Source organism: Bacillus cereus group sp. BfR-BA-01349, assembly GCF_022663795.1.
Taxonomy (GTDB): domain Bacteria; phylum Bacillota; class Bacilli; order Bacillales; family Bacillaceae_G; genus Bacillus_A; species Bacillus_A cereus.
Genome location: NZ_JAKUGE010000043.1, coordinates 1 through 19481, shown reverse-complemented (window position 1 = coordinate 19481; position 19481 = coordinate 1). Strand labels below are relative to the sequence as shown.

Below are 19481 nucleotides of genomic sequence, written 5' to 3'. Positions count from 1 at the left end.
AACTAGTACGGAGAAGGGATAATTTCAATCGTTTAAAATTCCATTTTGTTTTTCATACAAAAAAGAGGCGAATTTCATTATTCGCCTCTTTCTTTTACCAAAATGAAGGAATCCATTCTTTCACTTTATCAATCCACTCTTGTTGCTCTTTTTTTCTTTGTTGTTCCTCTTCTTTCCTTCTCTTCTCTTCTTCTTTTCTTCGTTTTTCCTCTTCTATTGTAGTCAATTGTTTTTTATAATCAGCCTCAGATATGAGCGATAACTGAAATGCTTTTTGAGCTGGATTTGCGTTCGCTTTTTTCATAATATCCCGGAACATTGTCGTCGTAATTTGACTACCACCCGGAACATAATGATCGCTATCTGTTTTATCATATCCTACCCAAATCGCACCTACCAAATCTGGTGTGTATCCAACAAACCATGAATCCTTTGCGCCGGTGCTTGGGCCATTTACAATTTGAGTAGTTCCTGTCTTACCGGCCGTATCAACATTATTAACTTTCGCCTTTTCGCCCGTTCCCTTTTCGACAACGCCTTTTAATAAATATGTCATCTTTTGAGAAGTTTTCTCGCTTGTCACTCGTGTCTCTTTCTTATACCACTTTCCAATCGTTTCACCTTCCGCATTTTGTATCTCTCTAATCGCATGAGCTTCCACTTGAACACCATCATTTGCAAATGTACTATACGCTTGAGCCATTACAAATGGGGATGTTCCTACATGCATACCGCCTAAAGCGATTGGATACGTACGATCTTCTGGCACTAATGGAATACCAAATCGCTCTAAAGATTTCAATCCTTTATCTAATCCAATCTGTTCCAATAGCCAAACAGCCGAAACATTGTACGACTTTGCCACAGCTTCATACATTGTCACATCACCGTGAAAAGTATGATCGCTATTTTGTGGTTTATATTCTTTAATATTAAATGGTTCATCTTTCAATATATCGTATACTTCATACCCTTGCTCTAACGCGGGTACATATACAGCTAAAGGCTTTAACGTTGAGCCAGGTTGTCTTTTTAATTGGGTTGCATGATTAAACTGTAAAAACTGGTACGGTCCTCTCCCTCCAACTAAAGCTGGTACACCACCTGTTTTTGGATTCATAAGAACTACACCCGTTTGCATCAGTTGGTCTGAGCCATTATCTTTGAAATAACTATCATTATTCACAACGTCTTCTACAGCCTGTTGTTTTTTCGGGTCAAGCTCTGTATAAATACGATAACCACCCGCTAAAATTTCATTTTGTGTCAATTCGTATTTGTCCATCGCTTCTCTAACAATATAGTCTACATATTGAGAATATTTTCCCTTGTATTTATCATCCACACCACGTTTTAATACAAGACCACTCTCTTTTTCTTTATTATACTGTTCGTCAGAAATATACCCTTGCTCTTTCATTAAGCTTAATACGACATTACGTCTTTCAATTGACTTGTTAAAGTTTTTATAAGGTGAATATGCAGATGGTGCTTTAATCAAGCCTGCAATCGTTGCAGCTTCTGAAATTGATAAATCTTTTACATCTTTATCAAAATAAGATTTTGCTGCCCTTTTTATACCCCAAGCACCTTCCCCAAAATAAATTTGATTCATATACATTTCAATAATTTCATCTTTTGTATAAGTACGTTCTATTTTTTTTGTTAAAAAGTATTCCTTTATTTTACGAGAAAATGTACGATCTTGTGTCAGAAATACATTCTTCGCAAGCTGCTGTGTAATTGTACTTCCCCCTGCTACAACTTCTCCTGCTGTAATATTTTTAAAAACCGCACTTATAATTCCACTATAATAAATACCATGATGGTTAAAAAATTCCTTATCTTCTACTGCAACAATTGCCTGAACCATAATATCAGGAATATCTTTTCTTTTAACGCCTTCTGTTTTCGAAGAAGCTAATTTAGTTGCGACCTCATTATTTGCATCATAAATTAAAGTCGGTTGTGGAACAGCTTGTTTTAATTCAGATATGTCTTGAATGGAAATTATTATATTTACAGCAATAAATAGAGTAACGAGTACACTTCCCAATACAATTAATGAATTACGAAGTTTCTTCCTCTTATTGAACCACTCAAGCATTTTTTTAAAATGAGTGTTCTTCAATTTCATTCGTTCACTTCCTTCATTTATTTACACTCTTCTTTTTAAAAGGAAGAATACACCGCCTTTTAAATTTATTATAATAACGTAGTCATTCCTATAGTGTAAAGCTTTTCTTTTGCATTCATACTTTTTGCAAGAAAAGGACATTCTACAAGTAAGATATTCACTATTGGATATTAATATTATTAATAGAACAACGAGAGTTATGTTAAGTTTTTGTAAACTTTTCGATAAAATGTTTTAAAAAACGACAGTTTTTTGTTAGAATTGATTAGCCAATATATTTTACATATATTACTTTTGTGGGGGTAACAATAATGGTCTTTAAATCAAAAAAAGATAAATTTTCTGAAATGTTAATGAATGTTTCCGAAAATTTAAAAGAAGGCGCGCAGTTTTTCGTGGAGTATAAAATTAAAAATGCTAGCGATTTAAAAGAGTTTTCTATGCGCATGAAAGAGTATGAGTCAAAAGGTGACTCATTTATTCACGAAATCATTATGGAGTTAAACAAAGCGTTTATCACTCCGATTGAGCGTGAGGACATCCTACAACTTGCAATGAGTATGGATGATGTATTAGACGGATTAGATCACAGTGCTGGTCTGTTCGAAATGTATTCTATTACAGAAGCTGATGAATACATGATTAAATTCGTAGAAGCAATTAATCAATGTGCGATTGAGATTGCAAACTCTGTTGAATTAATGTCTAACAAAAAATTAGTCGACATTCGTACAAATGCGATTAAGATTAAGGATTATGAATCACAGTGTGATGATATTCGCCGTCATGCGATTAAGCACTTATTCTCTCGTGAAAAAGATCCGATTAAGATTATTCAATTTAAAGAGATTTACGAAGAGCTTGAAGAAGTAGCTGATAGCTGTCAAAGCGTTGCAAACGTATTAGAAACAATTATTATGAAGAACGCGTAAGGAGTTTGATCATGGATACACTCTTGATACTGACCGTTTTAGTAGTCATTTGCGCTTTAGCTTTTGACTTTATCAATGGATTTCACGATACAGCAAACGCTATTGCAACGGCTGTTTCAACGAAAGCTCTAAAGCCTAGACATGCCATTATTATGGCGGCTATTATGAACTTTTTAGGCGCAATGACATTTACAGGTGTAGCAAAAACGATTACAAAAGATATCGTTGATCCATTCGCCTTACAAAATGGTTCTCTTGTAATTTTAGCTGCTTTGCTTGCGGCAATAGCTTGGAACTTAATTACTTGGTACTACGGTATTCCAAGTAGTTCTTCGCATGCAATTATCGGCGCAATCGCAGGTGCTGCAATTGCGGCCGCTGGGATTAGCTCGCTAAATCTTAAAGGATTCATTAAAATTATTGAAGCTTTAATCATTTCACCGATTATCGCTTTTGTTATTGGTTATATCGTATACAGTATTTTTAAAGTAGTATTTAAAAACTTTAACTTAACGAAAACGAATAAGAACTTCCGTATATTCCAGATTTTCACTGCAGCATTACAAGCCTACACACACGGTACGAATGATGCACAAAAAGCAATGGGGATCATTACGATGGCACTTATGGCTAATAACTATCATACTTCTAGCGATATCCCGTTCTGGGTACAATTATCTTGTGCTGTCGCAATGGGGCTTGGTACTTCTGTCGGTGGATGGAAAATTATTAAAACTGTCGGTGGACAAATTATGAAAATTCGTCCTGTAAATGGTGTAGCTGCCGATTTATCATCATCACTTGTTATTTTCGGTGCAACATTCATTCACTTACCGGTTAGTACGACGCACGTTATCTCTTCTTCTATTTTAGGGGTTGGTGCTTCTCACCGTGTGAAAGGAGTAAAATGGGGAACTGCAAAACGTATGTTAATTACATGGGTTATTACACTTCCTATTTCAGCTTCTTTAGCTGCTCTGTTTTACTACCTATTACATTTTGTTTTCTAATCAAAAGTCGTCTTCCTTATTTTTCTAGGAAGACGACTTTTTTGTGAACAAGCCTATTTCTCATTAAAAAGCGTGTATAATAATTGATGGATAAGTTATTTAGAGGAGTTGGCAATTTTGGAATACATCATGTTACTTTTCATCGGACTAATCGCCGGAACAGTCGGCAGCCTAGTTGGGCTTGGAGGCGGAATTATTATTGTTCCGTTATTAATTGGATTACACAGTTTATCACCACAACTTGCAGTAGGGACTTCTATGGTAACAGTCGTTTTCACAGGACTATCTTCCACCCTTACTTACATGAAGCATAAGCGAGTAGATTATAAAAGTGGACTTATTTTATTTATCGGAAGCGGCCCTGGTGGTATTATCGGATCATGGGCAAATAAATTTTTAAACCAAGACACATTTTCTTTATACTTTGGGATTTTCCTTATATTCGTCTCAATTCTACTTATGCTCCGAGACAAATTAAAACCTCTTTCCCTCTCAAATACGTCTGTAATTAAGCGTTCTTTTACAGATAATGATGGAAATACTGTACACTACCAATTCCCACCGTTTCTTGCTATCTTTATCGCCTTTATAGTTGGGTTTATATCTGGATTATTTGGAATTGGTGGCGGTGCCTTACTTGTTCCAGCAATGATGCTTCTTTTTGCATTCCCAGCACATATTGCAGTAGCAACTTCAATGTTCATCGTATTTCTATCAGCAATTGTAAGTTCTGCAACTCACATCTCACTTGGAAATGTCAGCTGGATTTATGCATTAATCCTGATTCCGGGTGCATGGATTGGCGGAAAAATCGGGGCTTACATTAATACAAAACTAAGTGGTAACGCCGTAATTAATTTATTACGTATTACGTTGATTATTCTTGGAACTAGATTAATCATTATTTCCCTTTTATAACGTATTCTTTTTAGAATGCGTTTTTCTTATACACATGAATATAAAAATCCTCCGAGGAGAACAAATAAAATTAAACAAACACATAATAACATATAATTTGAAATATGTACTTTCTTCAAGTTGACCACTCCTATAACTGCGACTGTTATCTTTATGATAGCGAAAAAATAGTTCACTTGCAGTTACAGAGTGCTAACAATGCAAAATCAATTATTACAAATTTTATCCTTATATTTCATTTCTTTGTATATTCTATCGATTTAATAAAAAAAGATGTCATATTGACATCTTTTTTAATGAAGAAGTGACCACCCCATGAAGTCTTCATGTACTTGGCACGCCCTCTTATCGTTTCGATCATATAATTCAGCATAGCTATCTGTTTCTTCATCATAAGCCATCGTATAAATAATTTGGCCGTCTACTTCAACGGATAAAACGACTCCACCTTTCATCTCTTCTACATGAATGATAGCATTCGCCGGAATTCTCATATCCGTCATTCTCATCGCATCTAACAATATACTAAACCCCCTACAGCGTATTCATTGCTAGTACTATTACACACTAAATAGTATACTACTGTAATAGCATACATTTCGTCAATGAAATTGCTGTTGAAATAGCATATTGTCTATATACATATACGCTAAAATAGAAGAAATAGAAACATATTAATGGGGGGCTAACATTGATTCTACACAAAGGAGATGTACTATTCCGTCAAGGCGAGGACGGTCCTTTATACTTTATAAAAACAGGCTTATTAAAAGTAGTTCGGCTAGAAGAAGACGGAACACCATTTTTATTCAACATTATCGTTCCAGGTGAAACGATACCTCATCATTCTTTAATTTCACCGAAAGAATATCACGGTACAGCTATCGCTTTAATAAAAACAGAAGTGGAACCGATCACTAGTAGTGAATGGTACGAGAGACTTCAAGCAAATCCCGAATCGTATGCTAACATCGCTATGCAATTACAATCTAAATTAAGAATGATGCAACAACGAATTGATCAATTGACAACCGTCTCTCCGAAAGAACGTCTTCATCGTTTACAAGAATGGTTCACCCTATATTTAGGTGACATTCCTATATATGAAATATTAACACAAACCGAAATTGGTCAACTGATAGGTATACGCCGTGAAACAGTAAACCGTTTATTACGAGAACAAATAAAAAACGAGGTAAAATAAATACCTCGTTTTTTTGCTTATTGTAAGCTTGTTGCTGGGCCGAAAAATTCATAATGAATATGCTCTTGTTTTACATCTAAATCAGTTAGTGCAGCATTTATATGCTTCATAAATGCTACTGGACCACAGAAATAAAACTCTGCTTCAGTTGTCGGAATAATAGTTTTTAACCATTCACTTTCAATGAAACCTTCTTTATCAAAGTTCTTCATTTCTAAATCTTTTTCAGTCGGTGCAGAATAACAAGTATATGCTTTAACTTGTTCATATTCATTTTCTACTGCCTTAACGTCTTCTTTCATTGCATGTGTATTACTATTTATTGCTGCATGAACAAAATATACATTACGTTTTGAATCTTGTTCAATTAACGTATTTAACATACTCATCATCGGTGTAATCCCTACTCCACCACTAATTAGTACAACTGGTAATGTTGAATCCATATTTAACACGAAATCTCCCGCTGGTGCACTTACTGGTAAAACATCTCCTTCTTTTACATGTTCATGTAAGTAATTAGACACTTTACCGTCTGGTGTATCTACACCTTTTTCTTTTTTTACACTAATACGATAATATTCTTTCCCAGGAGCATCGGATAAACTGTATTGACGATTATGTGTATATGTCTCACCTTCAATATTGATTTGAACCGTTACATATTGACCTGGGATGAATGAAGAAACTTTCCCTCCATCTTCAGGTTTCAAATAAAATGACGTAATAACATCGCTTTCCTTCACTTTTTTAACAATCACAAAGTTGCGGAAGTCTTTCCATCCACCTTCTTTATGTGCAGCTTCTTCATACATCTCTGCTTCAATGCTAATGAATGCATCAGCAATGACACCATATGCTTCTCCCCATGCGTTTAAAACTTCATCAGGTGCACCTGCGACCTCTTTAATGGCACGCAGTAAACATGTACCTACAATCGGGTAATGCTCTGCTTTAATACCTAAACTTCTATGCTTATGACCAATTTGTTTTACAACTGGAATAATAGCTTCTAAATTATCAATGTACGTTGCAGCTGCATAAACAGCATTCGCTAACGCTTGTTGTTGTCTTCCCTTTTTCTGATTTGTATGGTTGAAAATATTCAATAACTCCGGATGTTCCGAAAATAAAATTTCGTAAAATCTCGTTGTAATTTCAACGCCTTTTTCTTGTAATAATGGTACTGTTGACTTTACGATTTCAATTGTTTTTGCACTTAACATTGTATCCCACTCCTCTATTTCCTTAACTATTTTTAGTTTAGCTGAATCTTATAATGCAGATTGTGATTTTAATCACTATTAACACGGTGTTTTTGTGAATAATATATGAACATTATATTTACAAAAGAAAATAAGCTAACTAGAATTCTAGCTAGCTTATTATTTTGTTTGTATAGCTTGTTCAATTACTTTTATATCTTTCCCATCGCCAAACTCCGTATACCCCCAGATATTCGTTTCACCTCTATATTTATTTACGATGATATCCAAGTCATGATATACACGGTGGGCATACACTACATACTCAATATTTTGAAGTTCCACACCTTTTTTTACAATTTCATAGCTTCTATTTACATCGCGTTTTATTTTTTCATTCTTTATTTCCATATGTATATTTTTTAAAGATTGTTCTTGCTGTTGAAACCATTGCTTAAATTGATTCCAATCCCCATCTGTATAATTCTCTGCTTTACCGTAATTTAAGAAATTATTATAGCTTTCATGTGTCATTCGAATAAAATCTAGCACTTTTGTCTCTTCTTGCACATCTTCTATTTGAGCTATTGTATTTACCTCAGCAGGCTTATTCGCATAATGTAACAGCACATTCATAAGACTATAACTCGCAATAATCATCACGATAATAATACCTAATACATTTAACAATTTCTTCATATACAGAACTCCTTCTCTACTAAAAATATTACAACGTATGACTATACTTGTAACATTCTCTTGTAGAAATATAATTCCTGTATTAATTCTTCCTATCATTTCGACAATATTTTTCTATACATTTCTCGTTGGCAAATGTTCTTGTAAAACAATATATCCTTCATAAGCTGTGTAACCGAGTATAGCCATTAATCCAATATAACAAGCAAATACTGTCCATTTCGTTTTCGCATCCACTTTATAATAGTTTTCTTGTTGTTCCTTTTCTGTTTTCCATTCATTTAATTTTCTTTCTGACGCTTCAAATGCTTCCCTTATGTGAATTGTATACTCATCTTTTTCATCTTCATATGGAACATAATCTAACGGTTCGAACTTCGGTAAAAGATACTCTAACACTTCCATTTTTTGAAGTTCACCTATTTGTAACTCTTTTTCCCGTTTTCTTTGTCTTAATGCATTCATCTCATGATGCATCACGTATATAGTCCGATGTACAGCACCCGTTTCTTTTAATTCCTCTTCAAGCCTAGTAACATATTCTTTCATTCCATCAATTTTATGCCCTAATTCCTTAATCGGCTCATCTCTCTTTATTACTCTATATAACTCCATACAACCGATAATAACAATAAATCCTCCCAAAATACTTTTAAAGTAAATTGAATAGCCAAGTAATAAAATAAGGCCTGCTCCCCAAATTTTAGTACTGACAACTGAAATAATTCGCCCACCATCTAGCGGCGAAACGGGAATTAAATTAAAGAAATTAATCATACTTCCAAGCAAAATAACAAGCGCCCAAAATGGCTCTTTCGTCATTATATAAAGCGGTATCGCTGGTAAAAATGACAGAAGTCCGAAAAGCGGACCCATATATGCAATGTAAGCTTCATCTTTCGCATTTTTCGGCATCTCTTTCATTCCAATAAGAGCCCCCATAAATGGAATAAAGATTGCTGGCGATGTTGGGATCCCCTTTCTTTTCGCAGCCCATAAATGGCCCATTTCATGAACAAACAACAAATAAATGAGCGCCACTCCAAATTTCCAACCATATAGAACTGCGTATGCGCCAAGCGATAGAAACATACTAAATACCGTTGAAAACTTTGCTAATTTAAAAATTGCAAATACCCACTTTAACTTAGACAGTAAAAATAGACCTATCGCAACAATAATTCCCCATAATCCTTTTTTATTATTTTTCATATTCCTCTCCTTTATCTCTCATTAATGAATCATATCATTCATCAAAGCTTGTTCTTTTCTCTATTATGACATATTTTTTTCTATTGTTAGAAATAATGTTTATATAATCCATTTTCAGCCAAAAATATAAATAAAAGGAGGTGTACACAAATGAATTTACAATCTCTTATAATAGGTGCTCTATCGTTTTTAGCTTCAACTCTTATTTTTTATACCGTTAGTTACGTATTATTATTAGATTTGTTGCCCAATCACGTATTTATTGCCCTTGTCATCCTTTCCGCTCTTATGATTTCTTTTCTTATTACACGAAAATCAATGAATGAGCCATCTACAAAAGCAAAGTAATAGAGAGGGGTGCTTTCCCCTCTCTATTATCATTTCCTAGGAAAGGTCATATAGATTTGACGAGTTTACATTCATTCCAATCCGTAAGGGCTAATTAAAGTCTCACTTTATCTTTGAAAATTCATTTTTTCACCATAATCTTTAACAATCTGAATTATATTTTGAAACACACCTATTTTTTCTTTTTCACTGTTTAATATTTTCAAATCATAATTTTCGTAATATGTTTCTAATGATTTTAATTGTGATTCTGAAGCGCTTTTTATCGGAACAGTAGCATGTAATTCATATTGCTTATACCCTTCCTTTACTTTTTCACCTAAAATCATTTCACTCTCTTTTGCTCCAATTAATTTTTGAACTTTTTCTGGAAAATTGAGTTGCAAATAATATTCTTGCTCCTTCACTAACTTATTGTATAGTGATTGTGAAATCGTATACCGTACCGTATAATTCACGTTTTGATCGCCTGTTTTAATATGAAACGCGGTAATCTGCAAATCTTTTTTTGTTACTTCCGTTAAAGGGCTTACCTGCATCTCATCTTCTTTTTGTTCTGAGACATTTGGAAATATATCCAAAAGCTTTTCCGTATCTTTTTCATTCAACATATACATAGCTTTCTTATATTGCACCCATCCTCGTCTATCTTCTCCCCTTAACCATGCATAATAAGTTTCTTTTTTTCCATCTCTACTAATTTGTATTTCATATTCAGGTTCACCGAAGCTTCCTGTTATTTCTTGTTTCTCAGCTTTACTCAAAATGTCTATTACTAACTTCGCTTCTGATTCCTGCAACTTTTTCTCTTTATGTTTTTTTTGTATAACGGTTACCCCTATTGTTTCTTTCACTTCATTCACCGTCTCTTCTACTTTTTTTGTTTCTTTTTTCGGCTCAACTTGACCACAAGCTGCTAGTAACATAACAAACAACAACACCAATACATATTTCCCTTTCAAATTAATCCTCCTCTTACGATAAGAAATCCTTATAACCTTCATACATAAAACAAAAACGTGACATCCTATTAAATACGCTATACTAATCATTGAAAGGAGGTCTTTATCATGTCCATTAATTTTCATGATGAAAATAATAAGTACACATATGCAACAAGAAACGCTCATATTTCTTGGGCTGAAATGGTAAAAAACATTACAGAAATACAAAACAAGCAAATAATTGATATCGGCTGTGGTGGTGGGATTTATACGAAAGAACTCGCTCTTATGGGAGCCAATAATGTTGTGGGACTTGATTTTTCAAAAGAAATATTACAAGCTGCAAAAGAAAATTGTAACAACTTTCCAAACATTTCATTCATCCACGGTGATGCACATAATATCCCATACCCTAATGAAACATTTGACATAGTTATTTCGCGTGCAGTTATTCATCATTTACAAGACATTCCTACATTTTTACGTGAAGCTTCTCGTATATTAAATAAAAACGGTGTACTTATTTTACAAGATCGAACAATTGAAGATTGTACAATTCCAGGAAGCCCCGAACATATTCGCGGATATTTTTTCTCTTTATTTCCAAAACTTATTGAAATAGAGTCAAAAAGACGTCCAAAAACCAACACTATACAGACTGAATTGCAAAAACATTCTCTTCATGTACTTCCCACACAAACACAATGGGAAATACGAAAAATACATGATTCTGTAGAAGCATTATTGCAAGATTTATCTCCTCGAACAGGTCGATCCATTCTATATGAGTTAACAGATGATGAACTTTCTCAACTTCTACAACATATACAGACCGCATTACAAAACGTCTCTCCTATTATTGAAAGAGATCGATGGACAATTTGGAGCGCGATGAAGTTGTAAGGAAGGAAGCCTCACAAAATAATGTGAGGCTTCCTTTTTTCATAACCTAATTTTGCAACACTCTTGATATCCTCCACTTCTGGCCTGTGCACTTCCACACTTCGGACATACTAAATATCTAGACTGATTTGTCAACAAACTACCTTTTTGAAAGAGTAAAACTTCTGCTTGTTTAAACGAACGCGAATAATATAACCACATAAAACCAATTATAGCAATAATGCCAAATAATACTCCCATCGCAAGCATTTCAGTCACCTCTTTTGGTTTGTTCTTTCCAGCAAGTGGATTGTTGTATTATTCTCTGTAAATTCAAACAATCCCTTCTTTACTCCTATAAATATCAACTTTCTCTATAAATTTTACAATTCTCCGCAAATTTTTACTTCCATTTTACAATTCATTATTCCTTTTGCAACAACGAATATCACTTTCGATATTTCCGTATATAAATATATCTTTCAAAAAACATATTGACTTTCTAAAAAAAACATGCAACAATACTGTCAGAATACTTGAATAAAAATTCATTGACGAGAACGAGTACGTTATAGAACTGTTCCCCAGAGAGTTGGCGATTTGCTGAAAGCCAACGTTCAGCGCGTAACCGAAAATCATCTCCGAGAAGTAGAACCGAATGTTACAGTAAGTTCTTACCGGCCGTCCCCCGTTACAAGGAACACGTATCATGTTGTACGTTGCAAAGCCGTATACATATAGATTTATTTCTACATGTGTAAATTAGGGTGGTATCGCGGGTAAATATAACTCGTCCCTTTCTTTAGGGACGAGTTTTTTGTGTTCTTACAAATGAATGAAAAAGGAGGAAAAACAATGAACACTGTATCAAAAAAACATATTTTTTTCACGGGTCTTATGCTATTTTCTTTATTTTTTGGGGCAGGTAATTTAATTTTCCCTCCCATGCTTGGGCAAAACGCAGGTGAAAACTTTTGGCCAGCAATGATTGGATTTTTACTAACAGGAGTTGGCTTACCACTACTTACTGTTATCGCAATTTCTCTATCAGGAAATGGAATGCAACAACTTGCAAGTCATGTTCATCCATTATTCGGAATTTTCTTTACAGTGGTTGTATACATTGCCATCGGTCCATCCATGGGCATCCCACGTGTTGCAAATGTCGCTTATGAAATGGGTGTTAGTTCTTTCTTGCCAGAAACAATCCGCTCTAGCAGCCTAGTACTATTTGTATATACAATCATCTTCTTTACTATCGTATTTTGGCTGAGTTTGAATCCATCTAAACTTGTTGATCGTATTGGAAATGTATTAACACCTATTTTATTACTCTCTATTTTCTTATTGTTTGTTAAAAGTGTATTTACACCACTTGGACAATCAGGACCAGCAATGCAAGAGTATCAAACTTCTCCAATCTTCAAAGGCTTTATGGAAGGCTACTTAACAATGGACACCATTTCAGCACTTGCATTCGGAATTATCGTTGTAAATGCAATTCGCTCTAAAGGTGTGAATGATCGTAAGTCCATTGCCATCGCCACAGCAAAAGCAGGGCTTATTGCCGCTACAGGGCTCGTACTTGTATACGGTGCACTCGGCTGGCTTGGGGCAACTAGCGTCTCGCTCGGATATGCAAAAAATGGCGGACAGCTACTTACTGTTATCGTACAACAATTATTCGGTCCATATGGTTTGCTCCTATTATCTCTTATCGTTACACTCGCTTGTTTAACGACATGCGTTGGACTCGTCTCTGCGTGCAGCCAATATTTTTCAACATTATTGACTACATTTTCATACAAAACGTTCGCGAGTATCATTTGCGCATTAGGATTACTAGTTGCCAACTTAGGTTTAACGAAAATTATCGCAATCTCTGTTCCAATTCTGCTTGTTGTGTATCCAATTGCAATTGTACTCGTACTACTATCATTGCTTCATAAATACTTCGGTGGATATCGCTCTGTTTATGTAGGTGCTTTAATCGGAGCAGCTGTAGTAAGCGTATTTGATGGATTAAAACAAGGTGGTATTTCAGTTTCATTTATCACACCATATTTTGAATTTATCCCTTTATATAATGAAGGAATCGGCTGGCTAATACCAGCATTAGTAGGAGCTCTTATTGGTCTTGCAATGGCTAAGCTAAGCGGTACGAAAAAAGTTCCATTAGTAACCGACTCTCACGAAGTAAAAGCCTCCTAAAAAAACTCCCAAAAGGGAGTTTTTTTACATTTGATACGCAGCATGATTAAAACTGCTTATTTTATAAGCTTTCGTATAATATTCAATATTCGTATCAACTGTTTCTACCTTGACAACATCATAGTGCTCTTCTTGCTTTACTAAAAATAAATAGTATTCCTCTGTTGCCTCAATAATCGCAATTTTATCTGTTTCAACATTATATTGTTCACAAAGCGCTTGTAATGCGTTCACATAATCCCCTAATTTTTTAGACTTATCCATTCCGAATATAGTTTGAACTAACATATACATTCTCCCCTTTATATGTACTGTTAACACCTCAATGATAACGTTTACATTATTTATCGTCAATAAAAACATTCAATTGTTTTAACGCCAAATCTATATTGTATCGAGCCAATAATCAGCGAGGAATTCCCCGCCAATTAAAGCTTCACTTTATCCCGCATTAACTGCCCGTAAAAACCCGATTGGTGAGAGCTGATAATCAGTGGGGGATGAATCCCTCCCACTGATTAAAGTTTCACTTTATCACTTCGTTAATTGATGCCTAAATGCATAAATAACCGCCTGAGTACGATCACTTACATTCAATTTATTTAATATATTACTCACATGTGTCTTTACCGTTTTCAGTGCAATAAATAACTCGTCCGCAATCTCTTGATTACTTTTCCCCTCTGCAATTAATAACAAAATCTCAAACTCTCTTTCCGTTAAATCATCATGCAAAGGTTGCTCTTTCTTTTGACGCATACGGGACATCATTTTCCCGGTAACTTTTGCCTCTAATACTGTTTCTCCATCATAAGTAGCTCGTACAGCATCAGCAATATCACTTGCCCTTGATGTTTTTAATAAGTAACTGGTCGCCCCAGCCTCAATAACAGGATACAATTTTTCGTCATCTAAAAAGCTTGTTACAACTACAATTTTTGCTTCTGGCCATTCTTGAATAATAGCACGTGTTGCTTCGACACCATCCATCTCATCCATAACAAGGTCCATTAAAATAATATCCGGTCTTAATTGCAATGCTAATTCTGATCCTTTTCTTCCATTCTCAGCTTCTCCTACTACTTCAATATCTGGCTGTGTAGATAAATATGCCGATACACCCATACGAACCATTTCATGATCATCGACAAGCAATACTTTTATCATACTTCTCCCCCTCTCTCAATCATAATCGGTACTTTTACTTCTATTTGTGTACCTTTTGCTGGGAAACTAAGTACCTTGAGTGTCCCACCAATTTCATGAACACGCTCTTGCATCGATCTTAGGCCATATGAACCAGCCTTATTAACCCCTACTTCAAACCCAACGCCGTCATCAATGATTTTTAAAATCGCATATTGATCAATTTTTCGAAGGCGCACTTCTGTTTTCTTTGCCTTCGCGTGTCGCAACGTGTTTGATAGCGCTTCTTGCACAATACGGAATAAATGATCTTCTACACCTTTTTTTAATTCTATTGGCTCAATAAGCCATTCAATTTTCATATGTTGCTTTCGCGATAATTCCGTCAATAATTCCTCTATACCTTGTGTCAGTTTCTTACCTTCTAATTGTACAGGCCGTAAATGAAGAAGCAACGCTCTCATTTCTGATTGTGCATTTACAACCATATTTTCAACGAGCTGCAACTGCTTTTTTGTCGTTTCTGGAATTTCAGCTACTTGTTCATTAATAGCTGACATCATCATCGACATTGCGAAAAGCTGCTGACTTACTGAATCATGCAACTCCCTTGCTAAACGATGCCTTTCTTGAGAAATCGCTTCTTGTCTCATCTCTTCATTCCAATGAGCTCGTTCATTCGTTACTTTTTGAAAGAGTCCAGCTTGCTCCTCTAATCGACGAGCCAGAACGATTACTTTTCGTTCCACTTCATGAAATTCATCATCTGCAGTAAACGAAACATCGCTCGGAAAATTCCCTCGCTCTACTTCAAATAGAAACGTATTTAATCCTTGTATACGCTGCTCTATATAGTAACCGATTGCATATCCTACAATTCCCCCGATAAGTAAACTTGTAGTCATAATAAACAAGCCAATTGGAACAGAAGCGATGGATTCCTTCCATAATAAATCATACACTTGTTGCTCGCTTTTCCATACATATACAATTGTACAAATGAGTGCGATACTAACAGAGGACAACATAGAATAACGAATATACATCCACGAAATATTTTTTTGTTTCTTCATTATACTTTCCTCACTTCCGTGTCGCCTACGACAAGCGAAGAAATAATTTTAATACGACGAGGAGCCTCTTTATACTGCTCTGTTCTAAATATAACATTGCGGTTAAACCCTGTCTCTTCATGACCTGGCAAGAGCACACGTCCGACAATAACAGAATGATTTAAAGAAAGTTCAATATCATATGGCACATATAAACGAATATTGCCAACGACACCCCGAATAACAATTACCGTTTCCCCTTCTGGAATCATAGCAGTCGTTAAATCTATTTCCACATCACAGGCACCATATTGAACATTAATATCCTCAAGTTCATAAATATGATCCATCATTCGTACATTGCCTACAAACATATTTTTTAAATATGTTTCTGTACGATATATTTGCTTCTCTTCGTCTATAATCCCTTTTTCTTTAATTTCAACCTTCATTGCTTTTTGCTGATGTCCTTGTTGAATCAATTGATAACCTATTAAAGCTAAACAAGCAAATACGACAAGAACAAATGCTGCTGATGAAAATAAGAAGAATAAAAATACGATACCACCAACAAATAAAAATACATTTCCCCGTACATAACGATTCTTTTTACGATAATGCCTTCCAAACATAAGCATAATAAATGCAAAAATGAGACCACCTGGTTCAAAATGTCCAAGTATCATATCAAGAAAAAGACCGAATCCAAATATGATGAGGAGCATCCCCATTAATTGTGTCTTTGAAAAATGTTTCTTCATTTCAGCTCCCCCCTTCTTGTCACATATACATAGAAGAAAAGGCATTGCTTTCCAACACCTTTTCTCCTATCACTATATCATAAGCCTGTTTTATAATATACCACTATTATTTTGTTAACTCTTTCGTTAACGATACATCATTCTTTTCTTTCATTTCACGCTCAAGTTTTGCAATTTTCATATCAAACGTGTCACGCTCATGCTCTTCATTCATACGAGTTTCTAAGTCACGAATATGATCTTCAATCTCTTCAAATCGTAAGAACGGATTATTTTCATCCATTTTATGCATCGCAGTATTCATACGACGATTTGCATGTGCCATATTTTCACGTGCCATTAGTTCCATTCGTTTTGCGTGCATTTCTTTTAATTTATTTTTCATTTCAGAAAGACGACGCTCTAACTCATCAATTTGCTCTACAACACCTGCATACATTTCTTCTAATCGAGTTACTTGCCCTTCATAATAAGCTACCTCTTCTAACGCACGTTCGTGCAATTGTAATTCGCCTGCTTCTTGAGCAATGATAGCTTGCTTTGATCTTTTATTAACGAAATAACGTGCTTGCTCAAGCTCACGAGCAAAATTAGATTTTAATGTTTTATGACGCCCAATTAACTTCTCAATTTTTGTTATTTCACGCTCACTATCACGTAAATATTGGTTTAACATCGCAATTGGATTTTTTCTTTCCTTCTCATCTAACACGTTATGAAAATCAGCTAAAATTGCATCGCGTACACGTCCGAATAAAGATTGTTTCATTATAAATCTTCCTCTCTTCTACTTTATTTATAATTTGATTTATTGTTTTAGTTTTTCATTAATTTGTTCCACTCATCTTCAAAGTTGCTATATGGTTTAGAACTTTCTGGAGCAGATTCAACAACTACATCTTTTTCTTTTTTCCACTCACGGTATCCGTAGTATAAAACCACTAAAGCAGCGATACCGATTAATGCTGGTGAATGAGAAAGTGCAATGGATAAACCGATTAAACCAACAATACCCCAAGCTAACTTTCCAAAAAATGATTTAGCTCGCACAAATGATTTATAGCTCCAATATACAACTCCTGCTCCGATTGCGAATCCTACAATACCAGCAAGACTACCAAGAGCAATTAAAGCCAAAATACCGGCTGCGATAAACGCTAGAAATTGTTTCATCTTGTGCTTGCCTCCCTTCGATTTGATACTCTTATCTTAACTAATTTTTCGTCTTCCCATAACGAGCTTAAGAACCGTTTTTAACTCAGACTTAAGACCGAGTCATATTCAGCCCTTTACGCAAAAAAACGTGCAGAATTTATTCTCTGCACGTTTTTTAATTACTAACATTCATATTAAATTAAGCTGTTTTATGATACTCTTTTTTCTCAGCTACTTTCGAAAACCTTGGAAACCCAATTAAAATAGAAACAATCCCACATACTCCAACTAACATTGGATAAAATGCATATGGCAACAATTCAACCGGAGATAACGCTGCAAATCCTGCTGCCGTTAACATTTGGGCACCGTACGGAATTAATCCTTGCACACAACATGAGAAAAGATCTAATACACTCGCTGATTTACGAGGGTCTATTTCATATTGATCTGCAATATTTTTTGCAAGGGGTCCTGTAAAGATAATTGAAATCGTATTATTCGCTGTACACATATTCGTCATACTCACTAAACCAGCAATACCAAATTCCGCTCCTTTTTTCGAACGAATATTACGTGTTAATACATTCATCAAATATTGAATACCACCATTATATTGGATTAATTCAACCATACCGCCAATTAATATAGCAAGTAATACTAACTCCATCATACCGCCCATTCCAGTCGTTACACTTTTAAAGAAACTTTCTAACGTGTAACTTCCATCTATAAGACCGATAACACCAGATAGTACAGTTCCACCAGTTAATACAATAAGTACATTCCAGCCAAGTAGCGCTGTAATAAGTACTCCTGCGTACGGTAAAATCTTTATCCAATCAAAGTTATGTGCTTTAATGTGCGTGTCACTTCCTGAAGTAACTATTACTAATAGTACAATTGTAATAATAGCCGCTGGTAACACAATTAAAAAGTTCGTTTTAAACTTATCTTTCATTTCTGTTCCTTGTGAACGAACAGCTGCAATTGTTGTATCTGAAATAAATGATAAATTATCACCAAACATCGCTCCGCCAACAACAGTAGCCATTGCAAGCGCAATTGAGATATCAGTTTGACCACTAATACCTACAGCAATCGGCGCTAATGCTGCAATTGTTCCCATTGAAGTTCCCATCGCTAATGAAATAAATGCACCAATAACAAAGATTCCAGCTACGATAAATCCTGGCGGTAAAATAGTTAACGCTAAATTAACAGTTGAGTCTACTCCGCCCATTCCTTTAGCAGTTTCAGAAAATGCACCTGCAAGCACAAAAATTAATACCATAATCATAATATCCGGATTTCCTGCACCTTTAGCGAACCGCTCTACTTTCACATTAAAACTTTCTTTACGATTCATCACTAAAGCGACTCCTACAGCAATTGAAATCGCTACAAGTATCGGCAATTTATAGAAATCACCTGTAATAATTCCAGAACCAATAAATAGCGCCAAAAATATCCCAAGTGGTAATAAAGCTAAACCATTTTCTCTCGTTTCTTTCAAAGTACCATCTCTCCCTAGTTTCAACCTTTTTCTAATGAATAACAAAAGACCTCTTCCGATTGAACTGAACCCAAAAAATTAGACAAATATATTAAGCAGCTACTAAGGATTGAACTCTGTATTGCACAGGGGACAATCCTTTTAGTTTT

General features: G+C 35.0%; 21 protein-coding genes and 1 other annotated feature. Of the genes, 7 read left to right on the top strand and 14 right to left on the bottom strand.

Features of this window, described 5'->3' with window-relative positions:
- Positions 1 to 94: 94 nt before the first annotated feature.
- Complete coding sequence (locus tag MR169_RS20815) at positions 95 to 2137, bottom strand: transglycosylase domain-containing protein (protein WP_242319960.1); 2043 nt, start codon at positions 2135 to 2137, stop codon at positions 95 to 97.
- A gap of 311 nt (positions 2138 to 2448) precedes the next feature.
- Here MR169_RS20815 and MR169_RS20810 point away from each other — a divergent pair, with 311 nt between their 5' ends.
- The 3 genes from MR169_RS20810 to MR169_RS20800 all read left to right on the top strand — a co-directional run bounded on the left by MR169_RS20810 (position 2449) and on the right by MR169_RS20800 (position 4997).
- A complete protein-coding gene (locus MR169_RS20810; RefSeq protein ID WP_000231447.1) occupies positions 2449 to 3069 on the top strand; it encodes a DUF47 domain-containing protein in 621 nt (206 codons plus the stop codon).
- 11 nt (positions 3070 to 3080) lie between these two features.
- Positions 3081 to 4079 (top strand): inorganic phosphate transporter, encoded by a 999-nt coding sequence (locus tag MR169_RS20805; protein WP_000380270.1) that lies wholly within the window; start codon positions 3081 to 3083, stop codon positions 4077 to 4079.
- Positions 4080 to 4196: 117 nt separating this feature from the next.
- On the top strand, positions 4197 to 4997 hold the full coding sequence (locus MR169_RS20800) for a sulfite exporter TauE/SafE family protein (protein WP_000455762.1): 801 nt from the start codon (positions 4197 to 4199) through the stop codon (positions 4995 to 4997).
- 293 nt (positions 4998 to 5290) lie between these two features.
- On the opposite strand, the gene MR169_RS20795 is transcribed toward MR169_RS20800, so the two are convergent.
- The gene (locus tag MR169_RS20795) at positions 5291 to 5518 is read right to left on the bottom strand and encodes a hypothetical protein (RefSeq protein ID WP_000883009.1); all 228 of its coding nucleotides are present in this window, start codon (positions 5516 to 5518) and stop codon (positions 5291 to 5293) included.
- Between the two features lie 170 nt (positions 5519 to 5688).
- On the opposite strand from MR169_RS20795, the gene MR169_RS20790 reads away from it, so the two are divergent.
- Positions 5689 to 6201 carry a Crp/Fnr family transcriptional regulator gene (locus MR169_RS20790; protein WP_000600585.1) on the top strand — a complete coding sequence of 171 codons (513 nt, stop codon included), beginning with the start codon at positions 5689 to 5691 and terminating at the stop codon, positions 6199 to 6201.
- A gap of 17 nt (positions 6202 to 6218) precedes the next feature.
- On the opposite strand, the gene hmpA is transcribed toward MR169_RS20790, so the two are convergent.
- The 3 genes from hmpA to MR169_RS20775 all read right to left on the bottom strand — a co-directional run bounded on the left by hmpA (position 6219) and on the right by MR169_RS20775 (position 9317).
- Positions 6219 to 7427, bottom strand: a complete 1209-nt coding sequence (hmpA, locus tag MR169_RS20785) for an NO-inducible flavohemoprotein (RefSeq protein ID WP_242319959.1) — start codon at positions 7425 to 7427, stop codon at positions 6219 to 6221.
- Between the two features lie 159 nt (positions 7428 to 7586).
- Entirely contained in the window at positions 7587 to 8105 is a 519-nt protein-coding gene (locus MR169_RS20780) for a hypothetical protein (RefSeq protein ID WP_000735229.1), read from the bottom strand.
- A 114-nt stretch (positions 8106 to 8219) separates the two neighbouring features.
- Positions 8220 to 9317 carry a site-2 protease family protein gene (locus MR169_RS20775; protein WP_242319958.1) on the bottom strand — a complete coding sequence of 366 codons (1098 nt, stop codon included), beginning with the start codon at positions 9315 to 9317 and terminating at the stop codon, positions 8220 to 8222.
- 150 nt (positions 9318 to 9467) lie between these two features.
- On the opposite strand from MR169_RS20775, the gene MR169_RS20770 reads away from it, so the two are divergent.
- Entirely contained in the window at positions 9468 to 9665 is a 198-nt protein-coding gene (locus tag MR169_RS20770) for a hypothetical protein (RefSeq protein ID WP_001053357.1), read from the top strand.
- Positions 9666 to 9772: 107 nt separating this feature from the next.
- Here the strand turns inward: MR169_RS20770 and MR169_RS20765 are convergent, their stop codons facing one another.
- Positions 9773 to 10627, bottom strand: coding sequence for a YhfM domain-containing protein (locus MR169_RS20765; protein ID WP_044796641.1), 855 nt, complete (start codon positions 10625 to 10627; stop codon positions 9773 to 9775).
- Between the two features lie 108 nt (positions 10628 to 10735).
- On the opposite strand from MR169_RS20765, the gene MR169_RS20760 reads away from it, so the two are divergent.
- Positions 10736 to 11512: a class I SAM-dependent methyltransferase gene (locus tag MR169_RS20760; RefSeq protein WP_000026283.1), complete on the top strand. Its 777-nt coding sequence runs from the start codon at positions 10736 to 10738 to the stop codon at positions 11510 to 11512.
- A gap of 39 nt (positions 11513 to 11551) precedes the next feature.
- On the opposite strand, the gene MR169_RS20755 is transcribed toward MR169_RS20760, so the two are convergent.
- Positions 11552 to 11761 (bottom strand): hypothetical protein, encoded by a 210-nt coding sequence (locus tag MR169_RS20755; protein ID WP_000880630.1) that lies wholly within the window; start codon positions 11759 to 11761, stop codon positions 11552 to 11554.
- A gap of 272 nt (positions 11762 to 12033) precedes the next feature.
- Positions 12034 to 12292 (top strand) — a binding site (T-box leader).
- Positions 12293 to 12346: 54 nt separating this feature from the next.
- On the opposite strand from MR169_RS20755, the gene brnQ3 reads away from it, so the two are divergent.
- On the top strand, positions 12347 to 13702 hold the full coding sequence (gene brnQ3 / locus MR169_RS20750; protein WP_001099175.1) for a branched-chain amino acid transport system II carrier protein BrnQ3: 1356 nt from the start codon (positions 12347 to 12349) through the stop codon (positions 13700 to 13702).
- A gap of 24 nt (positions 13703 to 13726) precedes the next feature.
- Here the strand turns inward: brnQ3 and MR169_RS20745 are convergent, their stop codons facing one another.
- The 7 genes from MR169_RS20745 to MR169_RS20715 all read right to left on the bottom strand — a co-directional run bounded on the left by MR169_RS20745 (position 13727) and on the right by MR169_RS20715 (position 19332).
- Positions 13727 to 14065 (bottom strand): DUF3922 domain-containing protein, encoded by a 339-nt coding sequence (locus MR169_RS20745; protein WP_118043415.1) that lies wholly within the window; start codon positions 14063 to 14065, stop codon positions 13727 to 13729.
- Positions 14066 to 14236: 171 nt separating this feature from the next.
- Positions 14237 to 14869: a response regulator gene (locus tag MR169_RS20740; protein WP_242319957.1), complete on the bottom strand. Its 633-nt coding sequence runs from the start codon at positions 14867 to 14869 to the stop codon at positions 14237 to 14239.
- The gene (locus MR169_RS20735; RefSeq protein WP_044796643.1) at positions 14866 to 15921 is read right to left on the bottom strand and encodes a sensor histidine kinase; all 1056 of its coding nucleotides are present in this window, start codon (positions 15919 to 15921) and stop codon (positions 14866 to 14868) included. Before MR169_RS20735 ends, MR169_RS20740 begins: the two co-directional genes overlap by 4 nt.
- Positions 15921 to 16661 carry a cell wall-active antibiotics response protein LiaF gene (gene liaF, locus MR169_RS20730; protein WP_144574726.1) on the bottom strand — a complete coding sequence of 247 codons (741 nt, stop codon included), beginning with the start codon at positions 16659 to 16661 and terminating at the stop codon, positions 15921 to 15923. The genes MR169_RS20735 and liaF overlap by 1 nt, the downstream gene beginning before the upstream one ends.
- A 106-nt stretch (positions 16662 to 16767) precedes the next feature.
- Positions 16768 to 17430: a PspA/IM30 family protein gene (locus MR169_RS20725; protein WP_000814133.1), complete on the bottom strand. Its 663-nt coding sequence runs from the start codon at positions 17428 to 17430 to the stop codon at positions 16768 to 16770.
- A 47-nt stretch (positions 17431 to 17477) separates the two neighbouring features.
- Positions 17478 to 17834, bottom strand: a complete 357-nt coding sequence (locus MR169_RS20720) for a lmo0954 family membrane protein (protein WP_000808640.1) — start codon at positions 17832 to 17834, stop codon at positions 17478 to 17480.
- A 181-nt stretch (positions 17835 to 18015) separates the two neighbouring features.
- Positions 18016 to 19332, bottom strand: a complete 1317-nt coding sequence (locus MR169_RS20715; RefSeq protein WP_000665465.1) for a Na+/H+ antiporter NhaC family protein — start codon at positions 19330 to 19332, stop codon at positions 18016 to 18018.
- Between the last annotated feature and the right edge of the window lie 149 nt (positions 19333 to 19481).